This is a genomic window from Paradesertivirga mongoliensis (assembly GCF_024436395.1).
Taxonomy (GTDB): domain Bacteria; phylum Bacteroidota; class Bacteroidia; order Sphingobacteriales; family Sphingobacteriaceae; genus Paradesertivirga; species Paradesertivirga mongoliensis.
Window position 1 is genome coordinate 865,371 of sequence record NZ_JAFMZO010000002.1, and the last position, 15,119, is coordinate 880,489.

At 43.4% G+C, this 15,119-nt stretch carries 10 protein-coding genes; 2 read left to right on the forward strand and 8 right to left on the reverse strand.

What is annotated here, in order from left to right; genetic code table 11:
• Window positions 1-3: 3 nt before the first annotated feature.
• Complete coding sequence (gene pyrE, locus J3P43_RS09920) at window positions 4-660, reverse strand: orotate phosphoribosyltransferase (RefSeq protein WP_255901718.1); 657 nt, start codon at window positions 658-660, stop codon at window positions 4-6.
• 118 nt (window positions 661-778) lie between these two features.
• On the opposite strand from pyrE, the gene J3P43_RS09925 reads away from it, so the two are divergent.
• Window positions 779-1,381, forward strand: coding sequence for an NUDIX hydrolase (locus tag J3P43_RS09925; RefSeq protein ID WP_255901720.1), 603 nt, complete (start codon window positions 779-781; stop codon window positions 1,379-1,381).
• A gap of 11 nt (window positions 1,382-1,392) precedes the next feature.
• On the opposite strand, the gene coaD is transcribed toward J3P43_RS09925, so the two are convergent.
• Genes coaD through J3P43_RS09940 form a run of 3 tightly spaced genes read right to left on the reverse strand, consistent with a single transcriptional unit; the run spans window position 1,393 to window position 3,293 of the window.
• On the reverse strand, window positions 1,393-1,854 hold the full coding sequence (gene coaD / locus J3P43_RS09930; protein WP_255901723.1) for a pantetheine-phosphate adenylyltransferase: 462 nt from the start codon (window positions 1,852-1,854) through the stop codon (window positions 1,393-1,395).
• Between the two features lie 54 nt (window positions 1,855-1,908).
• Window positions 1,909-2,463, reverse strand: coding sequence for an RsmD family RNA methyltransferase (locus tag J3P43_RS09935; RefSeq protein WP_255901725.1), 555 nt, complete (start codon window positions 2,461-2,463; stop codon window positions 1,909-1,911).
• The gene (locus J3P43_RS09940) at window positions 2,454-3,293 is read right to left on the reverse strand and encodes a DUF3822 family protein (protein ID WP_255901728.1); all 840 of its coding nucleotides are present in this window, start codon (window positions 3,291-3,293) and stop codon (window positions 2,454-2,456) included. The genes J3P43_RS09935 and J3P43_RS09940 overlap by 10 nt, the downstream gene beginning before the upstream one ends.
• A 48-nt stretch (window positions 3,294-3,341) precedes the next feature.
• Between J3P43_RS09940 and J3P43_RS09945 the strand changes: the two genes are divergently transcribed.
• Complete coding sequence (locus tag J3P43_RS09945; RefSeq protein WP_255901730.1) at window positions 3,342-4,748, forward strand: ATP-dependent DNA helicase; 1,407 nt, start codon at window positions 3,342-3,344, stop codon at window positions 4,746-4,748.
• On the opposite strand, the gene J3P43_RS09950 is transcribed toward J3P43_RS09945, so the two are convergent.
• The 4 genes from J3P43_RS09950 to J3P43_RS09965 form a co-directional block, all read right to left on the reverse strand.
• The gene (locus J3P43_RS09950; RefSeq protein WP_255901732.1) at window positions 4,741-6,123 is read right to left on the reverse strand and encodes a sensor histidine kinase; all 1,383 of its coding nucleotides are present in this window, start codon (window positions 6,121-6,123) and stop codon (window positions 4,741-4,743) included. The two genes, J3P43_RS09945 and J3P43_RS09950, sit on opposite strands and share 8 nt — an antisense overlap.
• Window positions 6,124-6,404: 281 nt before the next feature.
• Window positions 6,405-8,834 (reverse strand): beta-galactosidase, encoded by a 2,430-nt coding sequence (locus J3P43_RS09955; protein WP_255901735.1) that lies wholly within the window; start codon window positions 8,832-8,834, stop codon window positions 6,405-6,407.
• A gap of 42 nt (window positions 8,835-8,876) precedes the next feature.
• The gene (locus J3P43_RS09960; protein WP_255901738.1) at window positions 8,877-11,774 is read right to left on the reverse strand and encodes an exo-beta-1,4-galactosidase; all 2,898 of its coding nucleotides are present in this window, start codon (window positions 11,772-11,774) and stop codon (window positions 8,877-8,879) included.
• The gene (locus J3P43_RS09965) at window positions 11,761-15,117 is read right to left on the reverse strand and encodes a tetratricopeptide repeat protein (protein ID WP_255901740.1); all 3,357 of its coding nucleotides are present in this window, start codon (window positions 15,115-15,117) and stop codon (window positions 11,761-11,763) included. The genes J3P43_RS09960 and J3P43_RS09965 overlap by 14 nt, the downstream gene beginning before the upstream one ends.
• Between the last annotated feature and the right edge of the window lie 2 nt (window positions 15,118-15,119).

Sequence of the window (15,119 nt, forward strand, 5' to 3'; positions counted from 1 at the left end):
ATTTTACTGTGCTTGCAAGCGCGTTCCCCATTCTGCAGGGTTATCGCGCCACTTACGTAACAGTTCAAGGTCTTCTTTGTTGATAAAACGATGCTCGGAAGCGTAGTTTATTAATGCATCGTAATTAGACAGCGTAGCAAAACGGCATTTTGCATTCTTGAAATTCTGGGTAGCTTCATCGAGCCCATAACTAAAGATTCCCACAAGACCCGCGACATCGCATCCTGCCTGGCGCAAGGCTTCAACCGCCTGGAGGCTGCTTTTTCCGGTCGATATCAGATCTTCAACCAAAACAACCCGCTGTCCGTCAAACACTTCGCCTTCGATCAAACTTCCGGTACCGTGTTCTTTGGCCTTAGCACGAACATAGGCGAAGGGCAAACCCAACTCTTGGGCAACAAGGGCACCCTGAGGAATTCCAGCAGTAGCTACACCGGCAACTAAACCAACCGAGCCGAACTCTTCCTGAACAAGTGCTGTCAGATTTTGTCTGATATATGTTCTGATAGTGGGATGAGATAAGGTTATCCGGTTATCGCAGTAAATTGGCGATTTTAGGCCGGATGCCCATGTAAATGGCTTTTTGGGTTGTAGTTTAATTGCTTTTATTTGTAACAAAAATTCGGCTACTTTCTGTTCAATCTCACTCTTGTTGATCATGGTACAAATGTATAAAAATAAAAATTGGGCAGTTAAAGTTAATTGAACAATCCATAACAATCTGCCTGAAAAAATGTGAATCTTTGCCACGGGATTATACCTTAATTCCCTCTCAACAATGAAGATGTATAGAATTTATATAAACGATACCGTTCTGATTATAGCCGATGTTTTGCCGGGCGGCTTAGGGAATTACCAACAGGTTGATGAAAACGACTTTAACTTCGGACAATTCTACAAAGTGGCCAAAGGAGGCCCTGCTTCTATAAACGTGTTATTAACAAAAGATCCTAAACAGACTTTCAAAAAGATGCGCAGATCTTTCCTGGTGATTAAAGCAGCTGGTGGAGTGGTGAGAAATGATGAGAACCAATTCCTTTTTATCTTCAGAAAAGGCAAATGGGATCTCCCGAAAGGAAAGTTGGATGAAGGTGAGAAAACTAAGAAAGCAGCCGTGAGAGAAGTAGAGGAAGAATGCGGAATCACCGTTTCAAAACTTGGCGATATGCTCTGCAAAACCTGGCATGTGTACGAAGAAAAAGGACAGGTAGTGTTTAAGAAAACGACATGGTTTAATATGATGGCCACACGCCAGGCACTTATTCCCCAGTTGGAGGAGGGCATCACAGAAGCCAGGTGGCTAGCTTCGGGCGATTTTGACTATATAAAGGAAAACACTTATCCCCTTATTCGCGATGTGATTAGTTTGTTAGAGGTATAAGCGAAACCTGGTTACAAGTATTCTAATGCTTCTTTGGGCACAAACTGACTTACATCGCCCTTATGCTTCAGAATATCTCTTACAATGGTCGAGCTTATGGACGAGTAGCCTGGATTACTGAGAATGAAAATGCTTTCAATGCTTGGTTCCAGGGCGTGATTCATCTGTGCGATGGCTTTTTCATATTCGAAATCGGACACCGTGCGAATGCCTCTTAACATATATTGAGCGCCGATTTCTCTACAGAAATCCACCGTAAGCCCCTCGTAAGATGCCACTTCTATTTTGGGCTCGGACTTAAAAACCGCCTCGAGGATCTGAATTCGCACATCGGTTTTAAGCTTCGACCTCTTTGAGCTGTTGTTCCCAACCCCTATCACAACTTTGTCGAATAGCGAAACAGAACGGTTCAGGATATCTACGTGAGCAATAGTCACGGGATCAAATGATCCGGGAAACAGTGCGATTTTCATGACTTAAAGGTAAAGGTAAAAGCTTAAATGCAAAAGACATTAATCTGAAGCTGGCTATACTGAAGTGATATTATTGCTGTATCTGAAAAAACTAAACGATGAATGTCCATATTTTCTTTGCTCGGAAAAATTTGGATGATTGTCGAGCTTTTTATGGCTGGGGTGCTCGATGATCAACACACCTTCTGGCTTTAATAAATTTCGATCGAAAACAATTTCAGCAATAAGAGGGATTTGGGGAAGGTCGTAAGGCGGATCGGCAAATATTAAGTCGAAAGTTTCTGTTTCTTCTTTTAAAAACTTAAACACATCGGCTTTAAAGGGCACAATATTATCAACCTGATGTTTTTTCGAAATATCTTTTAAATATTTAATACAGCCCATGTTAATGTCGACAGAAACAACCTCTGCTGCCGACCGCGATGCGAACTCCATCGAGATATTTCCGGTGCCGCTAAACAAATCCAATACTTTTAATCCTTCAAAATCGAGCTGATTGTTCAGAATATTAAAAAGTGCCTCCTTTGCCATATCGGTAGTCGGCCTAACCGGCAGATTTGTTGGAGGAAAAAAGCGCAAACCTTTAAGTTTACCCCCGATTATTCGCATAATAACAGGCTTATTAAAGAAAAATGCTGGTGTTTAGGTAAACGCTCAAAATTGGAGGAGAAAAGCGTGATCTGCGAACTGTCAGCAAATCTGATATCCTTAAAATACTTTTCAACCCGGCGGTAATTCGCATCTCCCGCATCAATGTTTCCCGATAGGAAAACTGCGGTGTTTTGCGGTTCAATTTTGAATTGATGCAGAATATTTAGGATGTAATAATTGAAATCATCTGCATTTTCAACATTGAAGAGGTTGTAAAAAACTAGTTTATCATCGTTGCTTAAAGAAACTTCAACCGATTTTTCATTAAATTGAATAAATACTTTCTGGGCGTCGGTGTCATTGGCTTTCAAGCCGCCCTCAACAAAAGGCTCAACCTGACTAAAAAAGCGGATTCCGGGAAAAAAATTTGTCAGCGCAGCTATTGTTTCAGAGGGAAGCGCAGAAACGCAGTTAATACCCTCCAAGTTTATTGTCGAAATGAACGTTTTTGTCTCCTCGCTGGCCTGAATCAGATTTTCGTAATTCGGCAAATCATCCCGGGTATAATAGGATGTTGGTATCAGTGTAAAGTTGAAAGTCTGTACAGAAGCTTTTACCGCCGCAAAGCTTGACCCGAGGTACTCGTTCTCTGAGAGTAAATTGCTTAGCATCCCGTTGAGACCATCGCTTAATGGCGAGTCGTAAAGAACCTGAAGACGACTTTCCTTTTCGTTAATGATAGCATAAGAAAATCGCCCCGGAGCTATTTTTATCAGAAGCTGCATATCACGGGTTTGAGCCGGATTAAACTTCTCGTCTTTTATGTGCAGAATGCCGAATTCGTTCATTACAACAAAACTAATTTTTTTGAATGGAATTGCGCAATTTTACCGCAGATGATTCTTAGCAGTTTACTTCAGCAGCATTTTCCTGTAAATCCTACCCAGCAGCAGGAATATGCATTTCGCGAGCTGGATAAGTTTGTTGAGAGTGAACAGGGAGACGAATGTTTTGTGTTGAAAGGCTATGCCGGTACTGGAAAAACAACGATTGTCGCCTCCCTGGTAAAAGTGTTGCCCCGTTTAAATTTGAGAACTGTATTGCTTGCTCCTACCGGCAGGGCGGCAAAAGTGATAAGCAACTATTCTGGCAAGAAGGCATTTACTATCCATAAAAAGATCTATCGAAAGAAATCGGCGATGAGCCTTGATATGAGTTTTATCATCGGCGAAAACCTGGCAGAGAATACCATCTTTATTGTCGACGAAGCCTCAATGATATCGAACGAATCTGCTGACTTTAACGGAAGGAGTTTGCTGCAAGATTTGCTGAGATATGTGGATGGTGGCAAGAACTGCAAGTTGATGCTGGTTGGCGACACCGCCCAGCTTCCCCCGGTTGGTTCGGACTATAGTCCTGCTTTAGACGCAAAGCTTCTTAGAGAAGCGTTCGCTAGAACCATTTATACATTCGAATTGACGGATGTGGTTCGGCAAGAAAAGCAGTCGGGTATTCTATTCAATGCTACCCACATCAGAGAGTTGATTCGCGTTGGGAGGCAGGAGTTCCCGCAATTAAAAGTAAAAGGCTTCAGCGACGTTTTTAATATGACGGGCGAAAGGCTTCCAGAGGGCTTAGAATACGCCTACAATAAATATGGCATAGAAAACACGCTGATCGTTTGCCGTTCTAACAAGAGCGCCAATAATTACAACTTGCAGATCAGAAACAGGATTTTGTATCGCGAAGAAGAATTAAGCGGCGGCGATTATCTAATGGTTGTCCGGAATAACTATTTCTGGCTCTCGGCCGATGAACAAAGCAATGCATTTATAGCCAACGGAGATATTGCAAAGATCAGAAAACTTAAAAATATTTCTGAGATGTATGGGTTTCGATTTGCCGACGTAGTGCTCGAGTTTCTTGACTACCCGGACGACGAGCCTCTAAGCTGCAAAGTGATGCTGGAAACCCTTTATTGTGAAACGCCAAGTCTGTCGGGCGCAGACAATAAACGTTTATTTGAAGCCGTAATGGAAGATTACCGGCATATTGCCAATAAAAGGATGCAGATGGAAGAGCTAAAAAAAAACCCTTACTACAATGCCCTGCAGATCAAATTTGCCTACGCTGTTACATGTCATAAAGCCCAGGGCGGCCAATGGGATGCGGTGTTTGTGGACCAGGGATATCTAACCGAAGAAATGTTAAATATTGATTTTTTGCGCTGGATGTATACTGCAGTAACCCGGTCGGTAAAAGAACTTTTTCTGGTAAACTTTAACGCAAAGTTCTTTAGTTAAAACACACGGTAAAGGTGCTGCCCTTATTGGGCTGGCTTTCTACGTCAATAGTACCCCCCATCGCTATAATTTGCGCTTTTGTAATATAGAGTCCTACGCCTTTACTGTCTTTAATATCGTGAAAGGTTTTATAGATACCAAAAAGATTTTTTCCATGTTGTTTTAGATCGATACCCCGGCCATTGTCCCGCACCTCGAGAAAAGTCTTCTGGTTTTTTTCAAAGGTCCGGATAAAAATTTCTGGCTGCCTTTCTGGATGACGGTACTTAATTGCATTCGAAAGAAGATTCTGCATAATGCTCTCCAGGTAACTCTTGGGATAATGGATAACCGGCACTTCTGAAAAGTCGAACTGAATTTTCGCTTTAGTTCTTTTAATGTCGGCAGTCAAATTCTTTTCAACCGTAGTGAATACCTGCATGAAACTTAATTTCTCGTGTATGGCAAAAGATTCATGTTTATTCCTCAGCAGATCTATCAGGTCGTCGAGCTTAACAATAAGATTGTCGGCAACCTCTTTAATAATTTTTATCAGGCTCTCTTTTTCGTTTACATCCTCCGCATCATCGTACAACTGAAGCAACGCAATCAAGTTAACACCGGGCGAACGTAAATCATGGGACGCAACATAGGCAAATCGCTCCAATTCGGTATTTTGCTTGATAAGGTCCTGACTCAGGGTCTGCAGTTCTACCTTTTGTGCTTCAAGTTGTTTGTTTTTCTGCCCAACCTCTTTAAATAGCTTCTCTATTTTCTCGCGGCTCTGTATAATGTTGATCAGAGCAGATATCACAATAATCAATAATATCCAATTACTTATAACGGTAAATACCTGTATCCGCCGGGTCAGCTTCTCGATCACTACGTTACTTTTGTCGAGGTTTTTCTTTTCGGTATTGGTAATAGTGTTGATGAGGGTTCTGATTCTCAACTCTGTATTTTTCACCTGTTCAACCCCCGAATTTCGATATACAGCATCGGCCCCGGGTAATCTACTTTCAGACAATGTCCTTCTGATTTGCCTTCTCTTCAACTCCACCAACTCATTAAGCCGGTTTAAATTCCGCAGCTGTGAAGGGCTATCATTAAGCAATGAATAGAGCTTGATATAATTTTCGTCTAATTGCTGTTCCGCCAGATTAAATGCAGGAATATAACTGGAGTCTTGCGAAAGCAAGTATGCTCTGTGCTGAGTTTCTGCATTTTCCAGATTATTCAGTAACTCTGTAGCAGTTTCGATGATCGCATAGGTCTTCATCGATTCAGCGTGGTTTTTCTCGTTTTTTGATGTCTGGAACAGAAAGAAGATTGTATTGATAACTATCAGGAGAATAGTGGTACCAATTAGGTAAAAGATGCTTTGAGCATTTCTCATAAATACGTTCCCCCGGTTAAGTACTAATCAAAAATACATAACCTTCTCCTTAAAAATAGATGTTGAACCATCTTTTTTTAAGGAAATCTCTCAAGTATGATGCTTTTCAGCAGGCATTTTGAGGAATTAGAAATCAGAGCTGATCATCAGCATTTTCGAATAGTTTTAGCTAGCTCGTGCTGATATCAGGCTGGTTCAGCAATTGGCGGCGTCTGAGCCTTGAAGCAAGATATTTCTGGAGGGTCAAGACTCTAACTTTTGCCACACTCGTATCCTGATGCCTAAAAACCGACAACTGCCTTATATTCAGACACAAATTTTACACTATTCAATTTTAGCAGAGATCGCCCGCTGCCAAAATCAGGCAGCCCGGTCTGATTCAGGTCGCGCAAGTACGTTGCATTTCTGTGCAGTGGCCTGATGTAGAAAACCATCTCCCGGCTAGTATGGGTATTTAGAAAATCTCTCAAACCAATATCCCAGGGTATACCTTTGTAAAACTCGTCGGCAACAAGGTTTCCATCTATAAAACCCATTGCCGTATCGCCTGTATAGTCGATCTCGAGGAAAATATTATTGAGCTGCGGCTTCAACTCAGGCAGCTTAATTGAAAATTTCTTCTCGCCAAACTTTAGGGTCTGCACCGCAAAAGAGCTCTCCGGCAAAGAAATCGCATAAGCCGAGGCAGATTTACTTTTCGCAGCCTTCGAATCAATTTTGTAATTACCACTAAGAGCCGTTGATGATAATTTCGGATAAATCTCGAAAGTGGGCTTATTATTCCCTTTACTTAAAATGGTGAAGGATTCGTCTGCAGGGATAAGCGTGTTCTCCGAAAAGACGAGTCGCTGCTTTCCTTCAATAGTTACCCGGTACGAATTCAGCGCCGTTTCTTTCGTTATCACTAGAAATTTAACACGTTTACTACCTGCCGTCAATTCAAACTCAGCTCTGTCGCCAAGTGCCGTAACAAGTGTATGCGCTTGGTTCCTTTTAATATTAGCCTGGTTTATTGCCTTCAGGGATATGTTTTCAGCGAATGAAAATTCGGGCCTGATGCCCGCCGGAGCGAAAAATACATACACAATATTTTCAGGATCATCCATCCTGGCCATTAATTGTGCAGTTGCATATCGCAGGTTAACCCCTTCAACATCGAGATTGAACGGTAGAAAAAGGTTTTCGTCGGGCTGAAGAGCAAAAGAACCCGAGGCCGGTATATTCACAGTTCCTGCAGTTGTTTTGATCGAGAAACGAAGATCCTTTTTTGGGGTCATCGTAGTGTCGTCCTGGAAGTTATTTAAAAACAGGAAGCCCGATGTCCCATTGCTTCGCACCGAATAACGCAGATCAGTTATGTTGTCGGACTTTAGTGACGATGCGTTTGCCGGCAAAACTGTTTGCATAGGAGCCAAACGATCTCCAAAATCATTGAGAAATGAGTGTAGCAACTTCAAGCGGTGATAACCTTCACGCACTTGCCCAAACTCTCCTATAGGAGCCTGAAAGTCGTAGGATATTTTGGGTAAGCCATATGCCTCGTCGCTAAAATAATAAGAATCCTGGTGGGGCGTAGAACCGCCATGATACATATAATAACCTACCCCATTTGCGCCGCTACCCAGGCAGCGGTTTATCATAGCGTCAAAGCTCTTATGCTCCGCGATTGGTCGGCGCGAATAAATTGTCATTATCCCTGAACCAAGCTCGGCAGGGAATACGGGATAATCTTCAGGGTTGTAACGAACAGGTGCATAATCGGGCTTCCTACGCATATCTTTATACAGAAAGAAGGGCGAAATATCCTTCTTCGGAGTCCAGAATGGATAAGCATAGGCCGCCGTTACGGGGATACTTTCGTTTGGAACGATGGCTGCATTACCCCATCCTGTTGCTGTGTAGAGCGGGGTAACCATTCCGGCCTTCACCGCTAGTTCTTTGAGGATTTTCATATGGTCGTTACCCAGTTGCGCATACGGGTTTTCTGCCCGTGACACACCTACTCCTTCTTGTGTCAGCGCCAGATCCCTTTCCGCAGCGGTCATGTCGTTAGGCTGCCCGGGGTACGTTAATCCCCATGGAGCAGCTGAGTGCTGGTACTCGTTCTCTAACTGAATTCCCACCACGGGTCCACCATCGTTAAAATACGTCCCTCTGATCTGCTCCCCGATCTGATTGTAAAACTTTTCTACTGATGATAAATAAACCGGATCATTGGAACGGATAGACAACGGCTTTCCAAGAAGCCAGTCAGGAAGACCGCCACTACGAATTTCACCATGTGCAAAGGGCCCAACACGCACAATTGCGTATAAACCATTTTTTTTACACAAGCTTATGAATTTTCTAAGATCCTTATTTCCCGACCAATCGAACTGCCCTTCTTTCCGCTCATGAATATTCCAAAAAACATATGTTGCTACAGTGTTTATCCCGCCGGCTTTCATTTTCTTAAGCGACTCATCCCAGTACTTCTCCGGGTAACGGCAATAATGGAACTCGCCGGTAATCGGAATCCAGGGTTTACCGTTTATAGTGATGTATTGATTATTTACTGAAATCGACTGCCCATCCTTTCCCTTACCGCCTAGCTTTAAGGTATTTCGGGGTGCTTCCGGAGTTGCACTTGCATCGATTGAATAGACGGTCTGGCTACTTGCCGCCAGATTCAGGAAGCAAAAGAATACCGTAAATAGTATATATCGTTTCATAATGTTGCAACAGCAGATCCGCCTTCAACCAGGCAGGTCCGGCTATGGTTTAACTTTGTTCTGATTAGACCCCGGCTTCAATTCATCGGGACTATCTTTCGTGTAGGCCTTAAATTGCTCTTTTGAAGGATTAACAAATACATCTTTAATTACCTCAAAACTCAACTCCACGGCAGGATTAAATTTATCCGAGGCCATGTAATTCTGCAAACTACTATACAATGCTTTTGAGGCAGGACGATCGATATCTTCTCGTAAATCTGCACTGCTCACTATTATTTTGCCCTTTCCTACTTTTGCCTCGTATACTAAACCAAGGCGACGGTTAAGGAACCAGGTATCAATAGGCTGAACCAAGGGTTTAAACCCAACCGGAAAATCTTCCAGGATCATTACCTGTGAACGGTTAGCAATATCCCACCACTGTATGTCAGAATGATAAGCCGTAGGAAAATTAGCAAAAGCCGGACTCTTATCCTGAATCAGCAATCCGGTTACATGTGGGGGCTTCATCTGAAACCAGGACGTATTCCAGAAAACAGGCAGAAAGTGCATTGCCACCTCCTTTCCTTTTACGACCTTTCCGGCAGCGTTCAGGAAGACTTTTCCTCCTCTGTTTAAAACAGCCTTTGCTTTTTCATCCAATATTGTAGTATAGTGAACGTCGGTTTTTACAAACTCCGGTTTTTCCGGATAGACCCAAAAGTCCCAGTCGTTAACAAATAACGTATTATCGACGCTTACTTCCAGATTTAAACGGGCAGGCCTTGTGATGGAAGCCAGAGGAAAGTTTATTTTTCCTACCGGGATGCCGTTGGCGTTTTCAATGGTCATCGCATCAAAGCGGCCACTGCTAAGTACCTTCCCTTCGCTATCTTTGATTAACCAGCTTACAACCGCATCTTTTAAAGGCGATACCCCTGAATGGAACACATCAATCCCCGCTTCTAAAGTCTCGTTGTTATTAAAGACGAATTTTGGGAAACGCGCAAGCGGAACCGTACTGTTGCTAAATCGCCTGAATTCTTCGGGTGAAACGTAGCCCTTCCCTTCCCAAAACGCATCAATCATTCCAACGAGCGCCGTGCCCTGACCCGGAAAATCCTGCAAACCTAACATTTGATAACCTGCATATCCGGGCGTACGAAGCATCTTCTCTATCTCATGTTTGTAGCACAAAACCTGCAACCTTCCAGAGGCCATCAAAAAGTCGCGGGCCTGATCAGCCATGCCGCGATCCCGAAGATCTTGCCGGAACATCTCCATGTTTTTAGCACGGTAAACACCGGTATATTTCTTTATTTCTTCGAAATTTGGGAACACGCAATATTGTCCGATTTCATGGGCTACAAAAGGAACGGCGAACTTCGCTATAGCGGCACTAAAATCAGAAACTGTCTCCGGTCGCTTATCCCAGGCTAAGCCTCGAACGCCACCCCGGACCTGGAATTCGGCTTTAGGAATTACCGGCCAGCTGCCGCCTACCGACATACCGGTATAGACGCGGCGATCATCTTTACTTTTCCAGTATTCTACAAATTTATTCAGGTATTGTACCTGATTACCGGCAGGTTCGTTTCCGCCTGCAAGCATAACAAAGGATGCGTAATTACCATAATTTTTTGCCATTCGGTTGGTCTCGTCGTATAAATACTGATCGATCGCTTGCCCGAGACCTATCTTAGGACCGTGATTGGGCCAACTTGGCCCTTCCGGCTGAAGATAAAGACCCACTTTGTCGGCTGCTATGAAGGCTGCTTCGGGAGGACACCAGGAGTGAAAGCGAATATGATTCAGTCCGTGGCTTTTCGCTACTTTAAAAATTCTCTCCCATTCATCTACCGAAGTAGCCGGATATCCAGTAAGCGGAAATTCACAATTGTGAAGAGTTCCACGCATAAAAACCGGTCTGCCGTTAACCAAAAACCGATTGCCATCGATCTTGATTTCCCGCATACCAAACTGCAGTTCCCGGGTGCTTTCGGCATGTTTTGTTTTCAGTGTTGCGGTCAGTTTATAGAGCGCAGGATTAAATTCATCCCAGGTTAACATGCCATCTCCAAAAGGCAGATCCAGCTCAAGTGAAGCACTGTCAGACTTTGCAAGTGAAAAATCGGCTGAAATAGATTTCGTTTCGTCTGTAACAGTGGAATTAAAGCTTTTTGCCGAAAGCTTTATTTTTCCGGAAACCTTTTTTGAAGTTGTATTACGGATCAGGAGTTTAACTTTTGCCTTCCTGTTTTTAAGATCAGGGAACACCTGTATATCATCGAAGAATACAGGCGACCCTGCATTCAACGCGATTTTGCCTATGATACCATTCCAGTTTCCCTGTGTATGGTCGGTTATACTGTGCGAATCCGGGCCTACATTTATTTCTTTAACCCGGTTATCGACACGAATAGTGATGCGGTGACTGCCGGGAGTTAAACTTTCCGTCAGGTCGTACTCATGAGCGGCTACAAGGCTGTTTTGCATACCAATTTCCTGATTGTTTACCCAAACACGGGTCTCGGTATGGACTCTCTCCAGGTGCAGTATTATGCGTTTACCTTTCCAGCTAGCCGGAATAATTACCTCTTTCTGATACCAGGCTGCGCCTACATAGTGCTTTGCGGGCGTTAACCAGAATGGGATGTGGATATTATCAGGCTCGCGGTATTTCGCAAGTCGGGGATTGAAGTAAAATGAGCTGTCGTAAATACTGCCCGTCCACTTTGTTTTTAACGTAATTTCGTCGCCTTTTAGATTTTCGGCCATTGAACCGGGCAGTTTAACTTTATCTTTAAACGAACCGGAAAACCATTTTCCGGTAATTCCCCTGTCCTCCGGATCTGCCTGAAATTTCCAATCACCGCTCAGAGAAATGGTTTCATCGGATTTAAAGGCTGTAAAGGCAATAAAAATGATCAGAAGAAAAGTCTTATTAAAATTTTTCATGTGCATTGTATTTCCAATTTATACTCCCGTTCGAAATCAGAGCTAAATGAGCCTGAGCGCCAAAATGCATGGCATCGCGTTCCAAAATTCTGATTAAAGCTTTCTCCGAATCAGAAATTCTGCCTAATCCGGCCAATCCCAAAGCCGATACGTAAAGGCAGTGAATCTGGTGTCTGACCTGGAGATCATCTTCAAAAATCAGAAGGTTTGGGAGCGATACGGCAAAATAATCAATTTTTGCCTCCTCGTCCATGTGTGATGCTCCATAATTATACAGGCTCTGGAAAATCGCTTTTGCCTTATCCTCGTCGCCCAATTTTTCCCAGGCTAGTCCCTGATAAAAAATCTTGTCAGGCTGCTGGTCATTGTAAAACATTGCGGCACCTGGTTCAGACAAGCCGACTGTTGCTTTCTGCAAGAATGATGTAGCCTTAGTGTTTTGTCCCAGCGTTTCGTGGGCGATACCCAGCCAGAAGAAAATATCGTTCTCCTGCGCGCCATACAATTTACCTTCCCCTAAATTATGAGGATAGACCTGTGCTGCTTCCAACAAATCTATTGCCTCAAGACTTTTGCCATTCTGAATAGCCTGTTTGGCCAGCTCAACCAGCGCATAGATATACTGACCTGAAACCCGGCCTTCCCCTCCTTCCCAGGGATGAAATTTTCTGGCCATAATCAAAATATAGGCTCTCCGGTAATTGCCCAGAAAATTGTAAAGCGCAACCCGCTCCAGATAAAGATCATCACGTTGAAGAACAGTATCCAGATTATCTTCAAGCAGCTTCAAACGTTCTTGCGGAGCTTTATTGGTGCGTTTGTACAACTGATCAAGCTCCATTAACACGCGCGCATCACTTTTGTCCAATTCAAATGCTTTTTCAAAGCTCGACACTGCTTTTTCAGCCAAATCCTGTTTGTTGAAATAAGCGATGGCAAGATTACGGTGTACGGCAGGAAATTCAGGGTTTCGCCGGACCGCCAATTCCCAGTTGCTAATCGCATCCGGATATTGGCGCTTATCGTACCATAAGTTGCCTAAATAATAAGGCGCTTTGGAATCTAAAGGATTTTGCTCAATCGCAAACTCAAGAACGAAAATATCTTCAACACGGTTAGGGAAACATAAATAAGAACTCGCTTCGGCCGCTTTTGTAAGATGAACTGCGCTTCGTAAATCATTTACCTGATGATAATAGAAGGCCAGATGGTAGTCCACAAGTGGGCTGCGATTATCGTCAGCCGTTAGCTGAAGTAATCCTATTGCTTCTCTATATAACCCTGCGGCGGCATAATCAACGGCGTATTCGGTTAGATTATGAGAGGTTTGCCTCGAAAGCACAAGAAGCTGTTCCATTGCCTGCTCCGCTTCTTTTGCCAGGTTCAGGTGCTTCAGAGCTTCCGCTTTCTCATAAAGTGCACCAAGATTAAACAAGTCACGATCAAGCGCCAGATCACATACTGCTAATGCTTCTTTATATTTCTGAAGATTCCTGAATATCGCTGCCTTTAATGCGTAAGCTTTTCCGTTATTGGCATTCCGGTCTATCGCCTTGTTGATATGATCCAACGCCAGATCGAACTCTCTTTTGATTACATCCAACTGAGCAACAGAGAAGTATCCCATATCCTGCCATGCACCGCTCCAGGTGGCCTTGTAGAAAGCGTCGTAGGCTTCTTTAAAATTTCCCAGATACTTTTGTACCAGACCAAGATTATAATATGGTTCGCCATCGTAGGGATTCGGGTTCCGGCTGGTAATGGTTTCTACTGCTTTTTCAAAGTAATCAACCGCAGCGCTGAACTTCCCTCTTCTGAGATACCATAAACCCAGGGCATTGTTGCAGCGAATATCTTTCGGATCGCGCTTCAGGGCCTCGTTGTAATAATCCAGCGGATTGTAGGTAGCGTGCCGGTACTGCTCCAGATGTTGCGCTGTAAGAAATAACTGCTCGTTGTTCTCTATTTCCTCTGGCTTTAAGGCAGTTTTAGCCGGCGCAGGCAAGGGGTTTTGTTTATTGGAGGCTGGATCGTATTTCAACAATTCATATCCTTCAGCACTTAGTACTTCTACTAAAAACCGACTTTCATCAACTGATTCAAGAAGCTCAATTTCTCTCTGCATCACTTTTCCAGGGCTGAGAGAAAACGTTTCTTCGTAAACAATTTTTCCAGCTACTGAAAAAGTAAGTTTTCTATCTGATTGGTTAGAGGTAGCATATAGTTTCAGCATCGCTCTATCACCGGCCTTTTCAACGTTCAGTAACAAATCCTTCGTAGCATTCTTCACCAGGCCCAGCTCCTGATAGGGCAGAAAATATTGCGTGAATGTCTTTTCTTCATAAGGCATTAGCCAGCTGAAGTCGGGCTGATTATCGGTAAACATCCCTGTCATGAGTTCGATGTACGGTCCATCTTCGTCAGTTAAGTTCCTGTCCCATGCTTTACCGAAATCACTGTACCCCCAAGTCCATTGCTTCTTTCCTGGCGATACGTGGTGATTTGCTACATGCAGAACGCCAGCACGGGAATCATGTTCATAACCTCCCATAAAATCATACTCCGAATTGACAGCCATATAAGATGTCGGCACGGGAATATTTTTATACCTGGAGATATCTGTTCCGGGAGAATAATCTACTTTGTAGTAGGTGCCTGTAGCAATTGGAAAGGTGGATACATCTCTTTTTCCATGATCAAAAACCGCATTTACATCGGGCGGAAACACAGACTGATAGTGATCATTCACTTTTACCGCGGGATTTGCCCACCATAAAAATGTTTGTGGTAAATTAGTCCGATTATAGAGTTTAGCTTTGATTTCAAGATACGCCTTGTCTGGATAAAGGGTAAAACCCGCCATCCCCTTGGTTCGGAACATCTTTTCAATCTCGTTTACCCAGACCGTTTTACTTCCGTCTTCATTTTCGGCAATGGTATAATCTATTGGTTCGAAGGTACTCGGACGGTGGTGTTGTGGCCAGTTAAATTCAATTCCTCCCGAGATCCAGGGACCTGTTAATCCAACCAGAGCCGGCTTAATTACCTGATTATAATAGATAAAGTGCCGTTCTTTGATTTTATCATAAGCCATCTGGATGCGGCCTCCGAGCTCCGGAAGGATCATAACTTTGAGATACTCATTTTCGAGAAACAAGCCAGTATACTCTTTATCAACTTTCTGGTCGAAGATTTTTTCAATAACCGGGTTTGGATAAACTGTCCCGCTGCTCCCCTGGTAAACCCGTTTTTCAAAAAACATAGGATTTTTGTCGGGCTCGCCAATACCATAGGTAGGGATAGTTACTTTTTCTTCCCAAACTTTTACAGGACTATCGCTCATAT

Excerpts from the sequence above, each read along its gene's own strand:
- J3P43_RS09965 (WP_255901740.1), bottom strand. The coding sequence starts at position 15,117 with ATGAGCGATAGTCCTGTAAAAGTTTGGGAAGAAAAAGTAACTATCCCT.
- coaD (WP_255901723.1), bottom strand. The coding sequence starts at position 1,854 with ATGAAAATCGCACTGTTTCCCGGATCATTTGATCCCGTGACTATTGCT.
- pyrE (WP_255901718.1), bottom strand. The coding sequence starts at position 660 with ATGATCAACAAGAGTGAGATTGAACAGAAAGTAGCCGAATTTTTGTTA.
- J3P43_RS09935 (WP_255901725.1), bottom strand. The coding sequence starts at position 2,463 with ATGCGAATAATCGGGGGTAAACTTAAAGGTTTGCGCTTTTTTCCTCCA.
- J3P43_RS09955 (WP_255901735.1), bottom strand. The coding sequence starts at position 8,834 with ATGAAACGATATATACTATTTACGGTATTCTTTTGCTTCCTGAATCTG.
- J3P43_RS09945 (WP_255901730.1), top strand. The coding sequence starts at position 3,342 with ATGATTCTTAGCAGTTTACTTCAGCAGCATTTTCCTGTAAATCCTACC.
- J3P43_RS09960 (WP_255901738.1), bottom strand. The coding sequence starts at position 11,774 with ATGAAAAATTTTAATAAGACTTTTCTTCTGATCATTTTTATTGCCTTT.
- J3P43_RS09950 (WP_255901732.1), bottom strand. The coding sequence starts at position 6,123 with ATGAGAAATGCTCAAAGCATCTTTTACCTAATTGGTACCACTATTCTC.
- J3P43_RS09925 (WP_255901720.1), top strand. The coding sequence starts at position 779 with ATGAAGATGTATAGAATTTATATAAACGATACCGTTCTGATTATAGCC.
- J3P43_RS09940 (WP_255901728.1), bottom strand. The coding sequence starts at position 3,293 with ATGAACGAATTCGGCATTCTGCACATAAAAGACGAGAAGTTTAATCCG.